Consider the following 17518-nt stretch of genomic DNA (forward strand, 5'->3'; position numbering starts at 1 on the left):
AGTGTAGGTCATGAGAATTTATGTTTGTGTAAAACAAGTTCCGGATACATCTGGGAAGGTTGCAGTAAACCCCGATGGCACATTAAACCGTGCATCTATGGCTGCAATTATCAACCCCGACGATATGAGTGCCATTGAGCAGGCATTGAGAATAAAAGACACTACCCATTGTCAGGTTACGGTTGTAACAATGGGGCCTGCGCCCGCAGAAGGTATGCTTCGGGAGATTATTGCCATGGGAGCTGACGATGCGGTTTTGATTTCCGCCCGTGAATTTGGAGGTTCTGATACCTTTGCAACCTCGCAGATCATTGCAGCAGCCATCCACAAATTGGGGCTAGGGAAAGAGGATATGATTTTCTGCGGCAGACAGGCAATCGACGGGGATACGGCACAGGTTGGTCCTCAGATTGCAGAAAAATTAGGTATCCCTCAAGTGACCTATGCAGCGGGAATAAAAAAGAGCGAAAGCTTGATTTTAGTAAAACGTATGCTGGAAGATGGTTATATGATGATTGAGGTGCAAACTCCTTGCCTGATTACTTGTATCAAGGATAAGAGCATTAAGCCTCGTTACATGACATTAAGCGGAATTATGGAATGCTATAGCAAGCCGCTTTTGGTTCTGGATTTTGAAGCGCTGAAGGAGGAACCGTTAATCGAGCTGGATACCATTGGTTTGAAGGGCTCACCCACAAATATTTTCAAATCGTTTACTCCGCCACAAAAGGGTGTTGGCATTATGCTTCAGGGGTCAGACAAAGAAAAAGTAGATGATTTGGTTGACAGATTAAAAACGAAACATGTCATTTAACCGAAAGGAGATGGGCAAGGATGAACTTTAACAGTACGGATATTCATTCGTTTAGAGATATTTGGGTTTTTTGTGAACAACGCGACGGCAAGCTGATGAATACTGATTTTGAATTGATTTCGGAAGGAAGAAAGCTGGCTGACGAGCGGGGTTCAAAGTTGGTTGGCATTTTGCTTGGGTACGAGGTAAAGGATATTGCAAAGGAATTGGGCGGCTATGGTGCAGATAAAGTTATTGTTTGCGATCATCCGGAGCTAAAATTTTATACCACAGATGCATATGCAAAGGTGCTTTGCGATGTGGTTATGGAGGAAAAACCCGAGGTTTTATTAATTGGAGCAACAAATATCGGGCGTGATTTGGGGCCAAGGTGCGCAGCGCGGTTGCGTACAGGACTTACGGCAGACTGTACCCATCTGGACATTAATACAAAAAAATACATAGATTTTTTATCGACCTCATCCACTCTTGATGTGGCTTCCATGTCTTTCCCTATGGAGGATACAAACTTAAAAATGACTCGTCCTGCTTTTGGGGGACATTTAATGGCGACGATTATTTGCCCCCGCTTTCGCCCTTGTATGTCAACGGTAAGACCGGGGGTTATGAAAAAAGCACAGTTTAGCCAAGAAAAGGCGGATGCTTGCCAGATTGTTATGCGCCATGTGGAGCTTTCCCCAGAGGACTTAAAAACAAAGGTAATAAATATTGCAAAAGAAGCGAAAAAGATGGTTGACCTAATCGGTGCAGACATTATCGTATCCGTAGGGCGCGGTATCAGCAAAGACGTGGATGGCGGTATTTTGCTTGCGCAAAAGCTTGCTGAAGCCTTTGGAGATGGTGTTGTAGGCGGTTCTCGTGCCGTAATAGATTCTGGATGGCTCCCTGCGGATCATCAGGTGGGGCAGACGGGAAAAACAGTGCATCCCAAGGTTTATGTTGCTCTTGGTATTTCGGGTGCAATTCAGCATAAAGCGGGCATGCAGGATTCAGAATTAATCATTGCCGTAAATAAGGATGAAACAGCTCCAATTTTTGACTGTGCAGACTATGGTATTGCAGGCGATCTGTTCAAGGTTGTCCCAATCATGATTGAAGCAATCAAAGAGACAAAAAATGCCTAGGGAGTCTCTATCGATGTGCTTCAAGAACCGCCTTTGTCTACTGTTGTGAAGTTTGTTTATGAAACCTATTGATTTTTTAGGGGAGGATTTTTATGAGAAAAGCACTGGAGGGTTTGAAGGTTGTTGACCTTACAACGGCATTAAATGGCCCTTTTTGCACCATGATTTTAGCAGACTACGGTGCGGAGGTTTTGAAAATTGAACCTATTGATGGGGAGCAATGCCGCTTTTGGGGGCCGATTGATGAAAAAAGCGGTGAGAGCGGATTTTACAATTATGTTAACCGCAATAAAAAAGGCGCAACGTTAAATTTGAAATCGGAAAAGGGTTTGGAATTATTTTATGAGCTTGTAAAAGATGCCGATGTTCTGGTGGAAAATTTCAGGGGCGGCGTGACTAAAAAATTGAAGATTGACTATGAAACCATAAAGAAGATGAACCCTGCTATTATTTATGCATCAGGCTCAGGCTTCGGTCAGTATGGCCCCATTACCCATCGTCCATGCTATGACATTGTGGCACAAGCCATGGGCGGGATGATTAATCTTACTGGCTTTCAGGATACAAATCCCGTGAAGGTTGGCCCCTCTGTTGCAGACCATGTTGCCGGAATTTATTTGTCCCTTGGCGTAATGCTGGCGCTGTATAATCGTAAAATTACCGGTGTCGGCCAGCTGGTGGATGTGTCTATGTTTGACACCATTTTCAGCATATTGGAAAATGCCTTGGTAAACTATACCATTGGTGGCGTGATTACGGAGCGTAATGGGAATGTAGATCCCTCTATTTCTCCTTTTGATGTATATGCGTGTAAAGATGGATTTGTTGCAGTAGGTGTTGGAAATGACAGGCTTTTTCAAAAGTTTTGCAACACCATTGGTCACCCCGAACTCTTAGAAGATCCGCGGTATACAACAAATGAGCTAAGACGCATGAATTACATACCGGATTTGCAAAATATAATCAGCCAATGGAGCAGTGATTTTACAAAGGGCGAAGTTGAAGCCATTATGGAGGAAGCGGGAATCCCTTGCGGCCCCGTGCTCAACGTGAAGGAAGCAATTGAGCATCCCCATATTAAAGCAAGGGAGATGATGGTGCATTGTGAGCATCCCACTGCCGGAGATCAGTATTTCCAAGGCTGCGTCATAAAGCTTTCGGAAACTCCAGGGGAAGTTGTAACGCCTTCTCCCCTTTTGGGACAGCATAATGCAGAGATATTTGGACTTACCGAAGAAGAAGTAAAGAAGTTAAAGACCGAGGGTGTTATGTAAAGCGATTTGCTTTGCAAAGCTATTAAGTTAAGTTATGGTGGAGGTGTAAATGGCATGAGAAAGGTATCCATATTAAGCTACAATATGACCACTGCCGACGGAGCCAACCAGGATGGATTAATCCCCATTGGCCGTCAATTCGATTTTATCGGAGATGTGGAAACAGAGGAAATGATTTTGGTAGACGGGGACGAGTCCCTATGCTTAGGCTACGAGGATGTAAAGTGCTATCGGGATGTTTATGTGGGGGATATGATTGATTTTAAGGCAACCCTAACCAATGTGGGCAATACCTCAAGAGATTGCTGGATAGAGGTATTTAAGTTGGCCACACCTGCGTTTCGCGAGGGGAAAACGGACTGCAAGCCGGGGGATATGGTTTGGTTTGAGGAACCTGTACTCTGTACAGAGGGGAAAGTGCGCTTAGTGGTAAAAAAGCACTTGCAGCGAGGCGCACAGCCGGAGGGCAAGGTTGTTGATCCTTGGCGTCCGTTAAAGGATTTTCCGGAATAAACAACGTAGTTTTGAGAAAAGAGGGATGATTGATGAGTGAACAAAGTGTAACGTTTCGTTATAGGATGTCAGATAGAGATGTATTTTATGGGGGCGGCGTGGTAAATGGTGCAAGAAGCATTACCCTTGCCAATGAAGCTGCAAACCGCTTGATGGCAAAGGTGTTTCAAAACACGGGGCATTGCATTGAGGTAAGAAAGGTGCGTCTATATGAGCCTTGCTTTGCCGGGGATTATATGGAATTTATGGCAAGGGTGAGGAAAATGGAGGGAAATCGTGCGGTTCTTGAGGTGCGTTCCTTCAAAATTATTGAAGTGCCGGAGAATCCGCCATATCCAAGCTCCATAGATGTGCTTCCAGAGCCGCTTTTGTCTACTGTTGTGCAGTTTGTTTACGAAACCTATTAAGCCTATGGATACCATGGAATGTATAAAAAATCGGCGGAGTATACGGCGGTATTTGCCCAAAAAGGTAAAACGGGAGGTGATCGAACAGCTTGTTGATGCTGCCAGGTGGGCCCCATCGTGGAATAATTGCAAGGCAGTGCGGTATACTGTGGTGGATAAAGAGGAATACCTTCAAATGCTTGCGGATACGCTTATTGCACAGGAAAACATTCATATTGTAAAAAATGCGCCCTTGATTTTCGTTGTTTCCAATGTAAAAAAACGTTCCGGTTATGAACGGAATGGGTGTCTTTCTTCCGTCAAAGGGGAAAGCTGGGAGATGTTTGATGCAGGTGTGGCATGTCAAACACTATGCCTTGCGGCAACAGAGTTAGGGCTGGGTACGGTAATTATGGGGACTTTTGATGAAGATGGCATTGCAAAGTTTATTGGGCTGCCCGAGAATGAAGAAATGATTGCGCTTGTTGCCTGCGGCTATGCCAATGAAGCCCCAAAAGCCCCAAGGAGGAAAGAAGTGGCTGAAATATTAAGGTTTCTATAATGAAATCATGATATATTAGGGGAAAGAAGAACGTTGCTGAATTTTAAAGTCCTCCGCCATTTGACGGGGGACTTTGGATTTTCACTAGGGAACGGATTGTATATTGATCAATTATTTTTGATGTTTTTTTTCAATAGGTATGATAATTTTTGTGACATGTTCGTTTATATTATTAATATCAAGGGGGGAAATAATAAATTCTTCGGAAATAGGGCCGATGATTTTATATTGATTTTGATTAATCCATTGCACCAGACGTATATGTGTATGTATAATGTCCGCATAATTGCCTACATGTATTGCAGTAGCTGCAGTGAAATTACCAAAGGTTCTAAAGCATTCTCCATCTCCTATGGCATCAACAGTTGTACCGAATTCTATGTCGGTATCTGTAAACAAAAATTGCTCCAATGGATTGCAATAATATGTTACAATAATGGTACCTTTATTTTTAATATTTAAGTCATCACATAAATTAAGAATTTCCACCCATCTATGAACGGAAACGTCAATATTTGAGTAATTTGTCATGGTTTTTCTTGTGAAAACCAAATTCGTTTCAGGAATTTCTTCTATGGCAATATCCTCAAGGCATATTTCGCCTTTAATATTTAAAAGGTCTACACCTGTTTTTAAGCGTTGAAGGAAGGCGTTGGTGGAGGCATATTTTTTTTGGAGGCAATTGATTTCATCCAAAAGCTCCTCTAGCTTTTGTTCTATATTTTTTTCCAGACCATCTGCTTTGTTGCCCGTAATGATATTTTGTATTTCTTTTAGCCCAAAATCCATTGTACGAAGTTTGCGAATAATACAAAGGGTAATCAATTGATTTTTGCTGTAGTATCTGTATCTGTTGATTTCATCTCGAAATTCGGGAACAACGAGTTTTATTTCATCGTAATAACGCAAGGTTTTGCTGGGAATATTACAAATTTCTGAAACTTCTCTTATAGAATATTTGTGGTTTTCACTCATTTTCTCATCCTCCCCATAAAGAATATAGTGTATTATAGCATAATTAAATAATTAATTCAAATTGAATGAGGAGAAGAAAACAACAAAAATCATTGTTTTGTCATACTTGTTTTATTTATGTAACTTTTTTATTATGAAAAAAAATACATTTTAGTTAATAAGATACAGCAGTAGGAAGGTTTTGGAAAAAAACAAATAATTTTAAATAAAAAATAAATAGAAATAAGGTTGACATTCCCCTTACAGCAATGGCTATAATTAAGCCAAGATAATTGTTTAATAATTATAGTTTTATTAATTAGTTAATATATTATTTGACATAATTATGCAAAAAAACAAACAAAGAAATTATAGATGAAGTGTATTATATCCAATTTTTATTTTTTATTATAAAAAAAGTTGGATGATTTTATTTTAAAGCGAAAATGATTATGATTCGTCAAATTGGAGTGTTCGTAAGTATAAGCTTAGAAGGAATGCTTAAAAATGGGACTTATTACTATGATTTTATTTTTCATAGGTTATAAATAAGCGTAATCAATACTGTATTTTATAAAAAACAAAGGAAAGGAGGTAAGACAAGGCACATAGGCAATGGTGGCAGAAAGAAAAAAGCTATTTTATGAACAAGGAAAGGTGAGTGTGAATGGACTTATTAATTAAAAACGGTACTATTGTAACAGAAAAAGAGATGTTTCGGGGCGATATTGCTGTAAAAGATGGAATTATAGTTGCAATTGGCAACGACCTCTCTGACATTCCTTGTAAAAATGTAGTTGATGCAATAGGCAAGCTTGTTTTGCCTGGGGCCATTGATGCACATACCCATCTTGCAATGCCTTTTGGTGGTACGGTTTCTGCGGATGATTACTATGCAGGAACAAGAGCAGCAGCTTGTGGTGGAACGACAACGGTTTTTGATTTTGCACTTCAGGATTTCAACGAAAAGATGGTTGATGTAGTAAAAAGAAGAGATGCACTTGCAGCACCCCAAGCAGCCGTGGATTATGCCTTCCATATCGGTGTAAAGGATGTTCACGGTGAACTTTTGGATTCTATGAAAGAGGCTGTTGAATATGGCGTTCCTTCCTTCAAAGTTTTTATGGTTTATGACTTTGGCGTAACTGACGGTGTATTCTACAAGGTTTTGGCAAAGGCAAAGGAAATTGGCGCAATGATTAGTGTTCATGCTGAAAATAATGAAATGGTAAACATGCTGGTGGAAAAATATATTTCCGAAGGAAAAACCGATGCATGGCATCACTATTTATCACGTCCCGAGTTTGTGGAAGCCGAGGCAGACTCCAGAGCCATTGCCTGGGCAAAATCCTTGGATGCTTCTCTTTACATAGTACATTTGGCAAATAAGCAGGGTGTTGAATATGTAACCAAGGCAAAAGAGGAGGGCTATCATATTTATGCTGAAACCTGTCCTCAATATTTACACTTTACTTGTGATGTATATAAAAGAGAAGACGGAAGAAATTTTGTTTGTTCACCTCCAATGAAAGGGCAAGAAAGCCAGGATGCTCTTTGGGAAGCCCTGAAAAGAGGAGACATTGACACGGTAGCCACAGATCATTGCCCGTTCCAGCAGGCTGAAAAGGATTGGGGCAAAGACGATTTCAGAAAAATCCCCAATGGCTGTGCCGGTGTTGAAAATATGTATCCTTATATGCTTGGAAAGGCAAATGAAGGAGTCATTCCGTTTACCAAGGCTGTTGAGGTTTGTTCCTCTAATCCAGCAAGAATTTTTGGTTGCACACAAAAAGGCAGCTTAACCGTTGGAAAAGATGCGGATATTGTTATTTACGATCCTGAAAAAGATTTTACTGTAACTTGCGAAAATATGCATTCAGATTATGATCACACAGTTTGGGAAGGTACGAAGCTTCATGGCTATCCTGTGAAAACCTTCTCAAGAGGTCGCTTGGTTTATGATAATGGTGAATTTGTTGGGGAACCAGGCTGGGGCAAATTATTAAAAAGAAAGTTAAGCCAATAAAATCTAAAAAAATTGGAGAGGGTTATATGAGTAAATACACGCAACAGGAAAAAAACGGCCTTTTTGAATTAACACCGCAAGCCGCTTCCGAACTGAGCAATTCTCAATACTATAATTCGGACTTGGCGCCAACCACTGTAAATGAAAGAACCTGGAATGCCTTTAGTATTTGTAACCTTTGGGTAGGTATGTCAATTTGCGTTCCGTCCTTGGCGCTTGCGTCTTCTTTGGTTGCTTTGGGTATTTCCCCCATGCTTGCTGTAATCAATGTTATTTTAGGTAACCTTATTGTATTAATTCCAATTCAGTTAAACTCTAAAATTGGTACGAAATATGGTATTCCATTCCCTATTTTCTCCAGAATGACCTTTGGAAACAAGGGAACTCATCTGCCAACTTTTTCCAGATCAATTATAGCCTGTGGTTGGACAGCAGTACAAAGCTGGGTTGGCGGCGGAGCAATTGCTGCTTTGATTGGTGTCGCCATTCCTATGTTTGCCGACCAAAACGTGACGGTTGCCCTTCCTGGGAATGATCATGTTGTTGTTGGACAGATGATCGGATTCTTTATCTTTATCCTTTTGGTATTTTTAGTTGCTTATAATGGCATGGAAAAAGTAAGATGGGTACAAAATATTGGTGGGCCAATTTTAATTATTGTAATTTTAGGCTTGCTGTTATGGTCCTTAAATGCAATCGCTACTTCCGGACATTCTATGGCAGATGTATTTGCTGTTGGTAACGATCCGGCTTTAATTGAACGAAACGGTGGTTTTGCCTTTGTTTACATGGCAGGATTGACAGGAAATATTGCTTTCTGGTCAACAATGGCCCTTAATATTCCTGACTTTTCCAGATTTGCAAAGAGCCAAAAGAGCCAGTTTATGGGACAGCTGACAGGTATGCCAATTCCTATGGCTTTGTGCGCATTCGTTGGTGCCTTATTTGCACAAGCAACAAAATATACGGTGGGTGAAGCCTTATTTGATCCTACAAGCGTATTCTACTATGTGGATAGCAAAGCACTGGTTGTTGTTTGTGCAATTGGTGTAATTATGGCAACCATTACAACCTGTGTTGCTGCAAACGTTGTTGCTCCCTCAAATGGTTTTTCCAATATTTCTCCCAAGAAAATCAGCTATAAAAAAGGTGTAATTATTTCTTGCCTCATAGCAACCTTTGTCACCCAGCCTTGGTGGATTTATGGTTCCGGCGCAAGCTATATTTTCACATGGTTGAATAATTATGGAACAATTATTGCTCCAGTTGCTGCAATTTTAATTGCCGACTACTTCATCTGTAAAAAGCAGTTGGTTGACGTTGCAGGATTGTATCAAGGAGAAGGCGGCAGATATTGGTATGATGGCGGTTGGAATAAAAATGCAATGATTGCTTGGGGTGTTTCCTTCATTATTCCGTTGGTTGGCAACACAGCGTTGAAATATCAAGCAGGTTCTGGCTTGAAGCCTAACTTCATTCAATTTTTGGCAGCAAACGGATACATTATATCCTTTGTCATTGCGATTATCGTTTATGTTGCTTTAATGAAGTCTTCACAAGGCAAAGCGCATTATGGCTTTGTAAGTGAAGATGAGCATGAAGGGTTTACAGTGAGAGAATGATATGAAATAAATTAGGGGCTTGAAGATTCACCTCAAAACATGTTCCTAACGGACAAAGAAATAAACTCGGAAATTCCCGCTGCCTTTGGGAACGGGAATTTCCGAAAAGCCCGTTAAATAAAGATAAAAACTAAAGTATGTAGAAAGAAGGAATGAATTATGTACAGATGCAGTTTAGAAAAAATGAGTGACAAAATCAGAACTTTTTCTAAGTTTGGTGACGCGGGACACGGCGGAATTACCAGGTACTCTTTATCTGATGAGGCGAAGCAAGCAAGGGAATATTATACAGAAAAGATGAAAAAAATTGGTGCAACCATTGAAATGGATGACTTTGCCAATATGTACGCAACCTTACCGGGAAGTGATCCGAATGCAAAAAGAATTGTAATGGCTTCCCATGTGGATTCCGTTAAAAACGGCGGCAATTATGACGGTATTTTAGGTGTTATTAGTGCGATGGAGGTTTTGGAAACCGTAGTGGCAGAAAAAATTCCTCATAAGCATCCGTTAACCGCAATGATCTGGACAAATGAAGAAGGCTCTTTATATCCTCCCGCAATGATGTGTTCAGGCGTTGTTTGTAATGAATACTTACCTGAAGGTATTGCAAAAAACTTTAAAGAGGAAAATATGCTTGCTTCTAAGAGCGTTTTGGATAGAACAACAACCTTTGGCGAAGCCCTTGAAAAAAGCGGTTATAAAGGTGCTAAGGAAAATCGTTTAAGCCCAGACAAGTATGAGGCAATGTTTGAATTGCACATTGAACAGGGTCCTATTTTGGAAAATGCTGGTTTGGATGTTGGTGTAGTTACTTGTGTATTGGGTATGTTTAACACCAGAGTGAAATTCTATGGCCAAGCTGCCCATGCCGGTACATTCCCTATGGAATACCGTCAGGATGCTCTTTATGCAGCTGCACAGGCAATTTGCTATTTGCATGAAGAAATTGATAAATTAGGTCATCCCGAATTGGTTTATACCACAGGTGAAATTGTAGCTCATCCTTGCGTACATACTGTAATTCCCGATTATGTGGACTTCTCCATTGATGTTCGTCATGAAGACCCTGAAGTGCTCAAAAAAGTATATCAGATTGTAAGAGGGTTGGATGGACCGGAATTGGCAAAATGTCGTTGTGAAGTCGTTGACCAGTGGAATCGAGATACAGTTTATTTTGATAAAAAATTGGTTGGCTATGTAAAACAGGCAGCAGAGGAACTGGGAAGCAAGCATCAATACATCAATAGCGGTGCAGGCCATGATGCGCAGTTTGCGGCATATGTTTTGCCTACTACCATGATATTTGCTTCTTCAGAAAAGGGTCTATCTCACTGTGAACCAGAGCATACCAGTGATGAGGTCTGCACAGAGAGTGCCAGTGTATTACTCAATGCAGTTTTGAAGTGCGATATGGAATAGTCTTTGTAAAAAATGAGAAATACATTTTTACAACTTAGACAGCTGGGAGGTGGCTGAAAGAAACAATTTTGAGGCGCCTCCTTCTTTTATCACATCACTTGTTTTAATAAATAGCAAGGGAAAAAGTCAAAGGACTTAGGGAAGGTCTAGGCGGATTTTACGAGTTTACATAAGCTTAGATATTTGAGAGGAGTTGAAGAATTTGAGTAAAGTAAATAAACCAACATATGTTTCGGATGCTGTTGTGGGACTCACACCGAGAACGGCCATAGAGGAGGCTTCAAGATGCTTATTATGCCATGACGCCCCTTGCAGCAAAAGCTGTCCTGCGGGGACTGATCCTGCAAAATTTATTCGTTCCATTCGTTTTAGAAATGTGAAGGGCGCAGCAGAAACAATCAGAGAAAACAATGTTTTGGGGGGGAGCTGTGCCAGAGTCTGTCCATATGATAGACTTTGCGAAGAAGCTTGCAGCAGATGCGGCATTGACAGACCCATAGAAATTGGGAAATTGCAAAGGTATGCAATTGAACAAGAGGAAGCTTTGAATATGACTGTTTTAAAAGCTCCCGAAGCAAAAAAAGAAGCGAAAGTTGCTTGTATTGGTTCAGGTCCTGCTTCTCTGGCTTGTGCGGCTAAGCTTGCAATGGAAGGCTACGAGGTTACAATTTACGAAGCTGAGGAAAAGGCTGGCGGCGTATTAACCTATGGCATTGCCCCCGCCAGATTACCACAGCATGTGGTTGACCATGATATTGAAACAGTGAAGAATTTGGGTGTGAAGTTTATTTTTAATACCAAGGTTGGGAAGGATATTACCATGGAAGCCTTGCAGGAAGATTATGCGGCTATTTTTATCGGCACAGGCTTATGGCAGGAAAAATTGCCGGATATTCCCGGTGTTCAATTGCCGGGGGTTATGGCAGCGGCAGATTTCCTGAAAAAAGCAAGAAAATCAGAAGGTACATACAATCCCGGTAGAAGAGTCATTGTCATTGGTGGCGGCAATGTTGCCATGGATTGTGCAGTTTCGGCAAAACTATTGGGTGCGGAAAAGGTTGATATTTATTATAGAAGAACCATCGAGGAAGCACCTGCGGATATGGCTGAATTCCAGTATGTACTTTCTTTAGGCATCTCCATTACCACAAACTTTGCACCTGCTGAGGTCATTGGAACGGAAAAAGTGGAAGCCATGAAATTCAAAGGAAGAGATGGCGAATCCGAAGCAAAGGTTGCTGTGGATACCATTGTTTTTGCAATCGGACAAGGTGCGGAGGATATGGGGGAATTGGCGCCGTTTGCCTTAAATGAAAAGGGGTTAATTATAATAGATGATGGCTGTAAAACAAATATAGACGGCATCTTTGCCGGCGGAGACATTGCTTTGGGCGGAAAAACCGTTGTGGAAGCTGTTGCATCGGGAAAGGCTGCAGCGGCAGAAATGATGAATTATCTTGCAAAGAAAGAGGTGAACTAAAATGAGCATCAAGAAAGACTTGTCAATTGATTATTTGGGTGTAAAATGTGAAAATCCATTTTTCTTGTCATCCTCCCCGGTTGGGAGCAATTATGAAATGGTGGCAAAGGCTTTTGAAGCCGGTTGGGGCGGCGTTTTTTACAAAACCATTGGTATTTTTGTTGCTGATGAATGTTCACCCCGTTTTGATCATGTGAAAAAAGAAGGCACACCATGGCTGGGCTTTAAAAATATGGAGCAAATTTCCGATAAACCCACAGAGGTAAACTTTGAAAATATGTATAAGCTGAAAAAAGCTTATCCCGAAAAAATCATGGTTGCTTCTATTATGGGTTCCAATGAAGAGGAATGGCGTAAGCTGGCAAAAATGTGTGAAGAGGTTGGCGTGGATTTAATCGAAGGAAACTTCTCCTGTCCCCAGATGACCTCCCATGCCATGGGCTCTGATGTTGGTTCAAACCCGGATTTGGTTCGGGCTTATTCCAAGGCAGTTGCGGAAACCACAAAAATTCCTTTTATCGCAAAAATGACACCCAATATTACAGATATGGTCATTCCTGCCATTGCTGCCATTGAAGGCGGCGCAAAAGGTATTTCTGCAATTAATACGCTGAAATCCATTACTAATATTGATTTGGAAAATATGACGGCAATGCCTGTTGTAAACGGAAAATCTTCTATTTCTGGGTATTCCGGTGCCGCAGTGAAGCCTGTTGCCCTAAGGTTTATTGCCCAAATGCTGCAAAATGAGAAGTTGAAAAATGTTCCCATGTCAGGCATTGGCGGTATTGAAACATGGAGAGATTGCTTGGAATTCCTGTTATTGGGCTGTAGAAACTTACAGGTAACAACATCCGTTATGCAGTATGGTTACCGTGTGGTTGAGGATATGTCCAATGGCTTGATGCATTGGATGGATGAAAGAGGCTATGATAGGCTGGATGATTTTGTTGGAAAGGCTTTGGGCAACATTATTCCTGCGGAAGAATTAGACCGTGACTTTAAGGTTTTGCCTGATTTTAATTATGATAAATGTGTTGGCTGCGGCAGATGCTATGTTTCTTGCTACGACGGCGGCCATCAGGCAATCGATTGGGATGGGGAAAAACGCAGACCTGTTTTAAATGAAAAATGTGTTGGCTGCCATCTTTGCCTGAATGTCTGTCCTGTGACAGACTGCATTACACCCGGAGAAATCCAGTGGAAAGACGGCAGAGAGAAAAAGGAAATTGCTTTGAAAAAGATTTATGAATAATTGAAAGGATTTCCGTAAGATTCCCATGGAAACATAAAGACTGAACAGTGAAACACCCCTGATTGCAAGAGCTTATTGCCATTGGGGGTGTTTTTTATTTCAAGTAAAGAGAAAGAAGGCAAACTTTGGGCGCCGCCCACTCACTGCCCAAGATAGGGCAGGCAGCGAAGCTGGCTTTTGCAAAGCAAAAGTGATGACCACTCACTGCCCAAGATAGGGCAGGCAGCGAAGCTGACTTTTGCATAGCAAAAGTGATGACCACTCACTGCCCAAGATAGGGCAGACAGCGAAGCTGGCTTTTGCATAGCAAAAGTGATGACCGAAACCCTTGTGCGAGTTTGAGGGCAATGCCCTCAAGGCTTTTACTTTGTCGACATCCTCGAAAATTCTTGTCTTGAATAGGACAAGAATTTTTTTTATATAAATGGAATAGGAGAGACGAGGGGGATTTTTATGATTACATTAAAGCAATTGGAGGAAATGAAAAAAGTAGACCCATTCACCATTAATCCTGAGGATTTAGTAGACATAAAAGATGTGGAAATAAATATTGAGTTGCCGAAGGAAGAACGAATTGCTGATTTTATCAGGCAAATTAAAAATCCGTATTTATTTAAGTGCGGTGATATTGTGGTTGCTTGTGAATTTTCTCCAAAAGAACCAACCTTAACAGAAAGAATAAAGCAATATTTGCGAATGATTGACGATGATTGGGACAATAAGGGCGAGATGTAAAAATCAAGACTTGCTAGCGGTTTTTGTTTTCTACCTTTCAAAAAGGCTTGGGGGATGTTTTATGGATTTTGAAGGTAAGCCTATGGTTTATCAGGCGGCAATATATCTTCGTTTATCTCGGGAGGATGGAGATAAATTCGAGAGTAATAGCATCAAAAACCAAAGGGATTTAATCAAATTTTATTTGCGAGATAAAGCAGATATCTCGGTTGTCAGTGAAAAAATTGATGATGGCTATAGCGGTGTTTCTTTTGATAGGCCGGCACTAAAGGAACTTTTGGAAGAAATAAAAAATAGGAAAATAAATTGTATTATCGTTAAAGACCTTTCTCGTTTTGGTAGAAATTATATTGAAGTGGGCAGATACATTGAACAGATTTTTCCGTTTTTGGGTACTCGTTTTATCGCAATCAATGACCATATTGATACGGCCTGCGATAGCGCTCAGGCAGACAGCATACTGATTCCCTTTAAAAATTTGATGAATGATGCCTATAGCAGGGATATTTCCATAAAGTCAAGGTCACAGCTTATGATAAGACATAGGTGCGGAGATTTTGTGGGTGCTTTTCCTGTTTATGGATATTCTCGTTCCAAAGAGGATAAGCATAAGCTGGTAGTCGATGAAGAGGCAGGCCAAACCATAAAGGAAATATTTTCTCTGCGGATTGCAGGCTATAACAATGCATATATTGCAAACCACTTGAATCAATTAGGCGTGCCATCCCCCATGGAAAATAAAAAACTCCAAAATTCCAACTTTTCCACTTCCTTTAAATTGAATCCTCGGGCAAAGTGGTCACCAATGGCGGTGGATCGAATTCTAAAAAATGAAATATATACAGGTGTAATGCTGCAAGGAAAGGAAACAACATGGAATTATAAAATAAAAAAAAGAATTAAAAAACCGAAAGCCGATTGGGTACGCGTTGAAAATACCCATAGTGCCATTATTCCTAGGGAGGATTTTGAAATTATACAAAGAATTATGCAGGAGGATACCAGAACGTCCCCCAAAATGAAAAAGCTGTATATGTTTTCAGGTTTATTACAGTGCGGTAGCTGTGGGAGCAATATGGTACGTAAAAACGTAAAAGCACGGGGCAATGTGTATACCTATTATATTTGCTCAAAAAACAAGGAGGATAAAAAAGAATGCAGCAGCCATAGAATTCGGGAAACCGTGATTGAGGATGCAGTGCTTGCCTTACTAAAAAAGCAGGTAGAAATTTTTTGCCAATTTGATGAAGAAAACGAAAAAGATTTTTTTGCGGAAAAGCAAAAGGAAAAGCAAAAAATAGAAAAGCAGATACAAACCAAAAAGTATGAGCTGAAAAAATATGAAGAACTTAAAAGGGCACTTAATGGGGACCATCAAGAAGGCGTTTTATCAAAGGCTGATTATGATGATATAAAGGCAGGCTGTGAAAAAATCTGTGCAGACATTAGGGAGAATATAAAAGCTTTATATTTAAAAAAGCAGAAAATACTTAAAAAAAATGATTGTAATGTTTATTGGTTTCATGAATTTCTAAAAAGTCAGACTGAATTAAAATTAAACAGAACGTTCTTGGCTTTTTTAATTGATAAAATAATAATTTTTCAGAAAAACAAAATAAAAATAAAATTAAAATTTGACGATGAATTTGAAAAAGCAATGAAGCGTCAATTTGATTCTTCTTTGCAGGAGGAATAAGAAATGGCAAGAAAAAGCAGAAAAAATATGGGGAGAGCATTTGAACAAAAAGAAGAAACCCTTACTTACAATGCAGCAATTTATGCAAGGCTTTCCGTTGAAGATTTGGAAAAAGGGGGTCCTTCTATTGAAACTCAAATTTTGATTGCTCAAAAATTTTTGGAAGAACAGGAAGATTTGCATTGCGTTGATATTTATATTGATAATGGCCAAACTGGTACAAATTTTAATCGACCAGCGTTTTCAAGGCTTATGGATGATTTGCAAACGGGTAAAGTAAATTGCATTATTGTCAAAGATTTATCCCGTTTTGGAAGAAATTATTTGGATACAGGAAATTATTTGGAAAATATTTTTCCTAAAATGGGCGTTAGGTTTATTTCGGTTACTGATAAATTCGACAGCAATTTGGTGGATAATCAGACTGCCTTAATGGTTTCATTAAAGGCCATTTTGCATGACAGCTATGCAAAGGACATTTCAAAAAAAGTCAGCACTGCCATTGCGGTAAAGAAAAAAAGCGGCAAATTTATGAGTAGAATAACACCCTATGGCTATGCTCACGCAAAAAATGATAAATACCAACTGGAAATACAAAAAGAACAAGCAGAAATCGTAAAAAAAATTTACCGTTGGTGCCTGGAAGGAGTGGGGTCTGCCGCTATTGCCAGAAGGTTGAATGATATGGGGGTGCCAACCAAGGGAAGAATTCGCTTTCTGGAAGGATATGTGGATGGAAAGGATACATCCCTTTGGCATGGTTCTACGGTGCTAAATATTTTGAAAAATCCTTGCTATTTTGGGTGTTTGGTGGAGCGAAAAACCCAAGGGGCATTATGCACAGGAGGAATTACAAAGGTTATTCCCAAAGAGAAATGGAATATGATAGAAAATACCCATGAACCCATAATAACAAAGGAGGTTTTTGAGAAGGTGCAAGATGTTTTGCGGCAATCTGCCCTGCAAAAAAACATGAAAAGGCAAAAAAATGTCTCGAAACAGCGAACAGAGAATGTTTTTCGAGGTCTTCTACGGTGCGGAGAATGCGGCAGCGTTTTACAGCGTGATGGGGGCTATTATCCCAAGGATGGTGCACAAATTCGCTATTCCTACAATTGTCCCAGAAAATATTTGAAGGTAGGGGGATGCGCAATCTCTGCGATTGGGGAGCAGGAGCTTCGAGAAGCTGTTTTTCAGGTGTGTAGGTGTCAGCTTGCGTTGTTTCTTGATTGTAGGGAAATGAACAATCAAGATTTTTGTGGGGCGAAAAGTAACAAAATGAGCAAAGAAAGGGAAGGTGTTCCTCTTGCAAAAAAAGAAAACTCAAAACTGATAGAAAAAAAAATGACAGAGAAAGAAAGTTTTTGGAGAAATTTTCTTCTTACAATAAAACAAAAAAACTGTGGGATGAAAATGTTAGAAAAATCACAAAACGAAGGAGAAAATGGGTCAAATAGTTTCACATTTTGCGGGAATGAACCTGAGCAATTTGTAAAGTTTAAAAATCCAGAACAATTAACCCATGAAATGTGTAGTTTTATGATAGAGAAAATAATTGTAAATCACAATCATTACTGCCTTTATTTTGCATATCAATGGGAATATGACAAGGCGGTTGCGGCGTTGGAAAAAAATGCAGAAGGAGATGGATAAGC

15 protein-coding genes are annotated in these 17518 nt (G+C 40.2%); 14 read left to right on the plus strand and 1 reads right to left on the minus strand.

Going from position 1 to position 17518, the window contains the following annotated elements; translation table 11 throughout:
- Positions 1 to 10 precede the first annotated feature (10 nt).
- From acrB to CLNEO_RS11085, 6 genes are all read left to right on the plus strand, one after another.
- Positions 11 to 814 carry an acryloyl-CoA reductase electron transfer subunit gamma gene (gene acrB / locus CLNEO_RS11060; RefSeq protein WP_066088755.1) on the plus strand — a complete coding sequence of 268 codons (804 nt, stop codon included), beginning with the start codon at positions 11 to 13 and terminating at the stop codon, positions 812 to 814.
- Positions 815 to 834: 20 nt separating this feature from the next.
- A complete protein-coding gene (gene acrA, locus CLNEO_RS11065) occupies positions 835 to 1938 on the plus strand; it encodes an acryloyl-CoA reductase electron transfer subunit beta (RefSeq protein WP_066088757.1) in 1104 nt (367 codons plus the stop codon).
- Between the two features lie 92 nt (positions 1939 to 2030).
- A complete protein-coding gene (locus CLNEO_RS11070; protein ID WP_066088760.1) occupies positions 2031 to 3212 on the plus strand; it encodes a CaiB/BaiF CoA transferase family protein in 1182 nt (393 codons plus the stop codon).
- 54 nt (positions 3213 to 3266) lie between these two features.
- Complete coding sequence (locus CLNEO_RS11075) at positions 3267 to 3725, plus strand: beta-alanyl-CoA:ammonia lyase (RefSeq protein WP_066088764.1); 459 nt, start codon at positions 3267 to 3269, stop codon at positions 3723 to 3725.
- 32 nt (positions 3726 to 3757) lie between these two features.
- Positions 3758 to 4132: a hotdog fold domain-containing protein gene (locus CLNEO_RS11080; RefSeq protein WP_066088768.1), complete on the plus strand. Its 375-nt coding sequence runs from the start codon at positions 3758 to 3760 to the stop codon at positions 4130 to 4132.
- 13 nt (positions 4133 to 4145) lie between these two features.
- Positions 4146 to 4673 carry a nitroreductase family protein gene (locus CLNEO_RS11085; protein ID WP_157723555.1) on the plus strand — a complete coding sequence of 176 codons (528 nt, stop codon included), beginning with the start codon at positions 4146 to 4148 and terminating at the stop codon, positions 4671 to 4673.
- 111 nt (positions 4674 to 4784) lie between these two features.
- On the opposite strand, the gene CLNEO_RS11090 is transcribed toward CLNEO_RS11085, so the two are convergent.
- Positions 4785 to 5648 carry a MerR family transcriptional regulator gene (locus CLNEO_RS11090; RefSeq protein ID WP_066088776.1) on the minus strand — a complete coding sequence of 288 codons (864 nt, stop codon included), beginning with the start codon at positions 5646 to 5648 and terminating at the stop codon, positions 4785 to 4787.
- A 646-nt stretch (positions 5649 to 6294) separates the two neighbouring features.
- Between CLNEO_RS11090 and hydA the strand changes: the two genes are divergently transcribed.
- From hydA to CLNEO_RS11130, 8 genes are all read left to right on the plus strand, one after another.
- The gene (hydA, locus tag CLNEO_RS11095) at positions 6295 to 7653 is read left to right on the plus strand and encodes a dihydropyrimidinase (RefSeq protein WP_066088779.1); all 1359 of its coding nucleotides are present in this window, start codon (positions 6295 to 6297) and stop codon (positions 7651 to 7653) included.
- A gap of 26 nt (positions 7654 to 7679) precedes the next feature.
- Entirely contained in the window at positions 7680 to 9275 is a 1596-nt protein-coding gene (locus CLNEO_RS11100) for an NCS1 family nucleobase:cation symporter-1 (protein WP_066088782.1), read from the plus strand.
- 159 nt (positions 9276 to 9434) lie between these two features.
- Complete coding sequence (locus tag CLNEO_RS11105) at positions 9435 to 10697, plus strand: Zn-dependent hydrolase (protein WP_066088785.1); 1263 nt, start codon at positions 9435 to 9437, stop codon at positions 10695 to 10697.
- Between the two features lie 202 nt (positions 10698 to 10899).
- Positions 10900 to 12177, plus strand: coding sequence for an FAD-dependent oxidoreductase (locus tag CLNEO_RS11110; RefSeq protein WP_066088788.1), 1278 nt, complete (start codon positions 10900 to 10902; stop codon positions 12175 to 12177).
- 1 nt (position 12178) lies between these two features.
- Entirely contained in the window at positions 12179 to 13432 is a 1254-nt protein-coding gene (gene preA, locus CLNEO_RS11115) for an NAD-dependent dihydropyrimidine dehydrogenase subunit PreA (RefSeq protein ID WP_066088791.1), read from the plus strand.
- Positions 13433 to 13885: 453 nt separating this feature from the next.
- On the plus strand, positions 13886 to 14167 hold the full coding sequence (locus CLNEO_RS11120; RefSeq protein WP_242864200.1) for a DUF6870 family protein: 282 nt from the start codon (positions 13886 to 13888) through the stop codon (positions 14165 to 14167).
- Between the two features lie 61 nt (positions 14168 to 14228).
- Complete coding sequence (locus CLNEO_RS11125) at positions 14229 to 15863, plus strand: recombinase family protein (protein WP_066088794.1); 1635 nt, start codon at positions 14229 to 14231, stop codon at positions 15861 to 15863.
- A 3-nt stretch (positions 15864 to 15866) separates the two neighbouring features.
- Entirely contained in the window at positions 15867 to 17516 is a 1650-nt protein-coding gene (locus CLNEO_RS11130) for a recombinase family protein (RefSeq protein WP_066088797.1), read from the plus strand.
- Positions 17517 to 17518 lie beyond the last annotated feature (2 nt).

It is taken from the genome of Anaerotignum neopropionicum, from assembly GCF_001571775.1.
Taxonomy (GTDB): Bacteria; Bacillota; Clostridia; order Lachnospirales; family Anaerotignaceae; genus Chakrabartyella; species Chakrabartyella neopropionicum.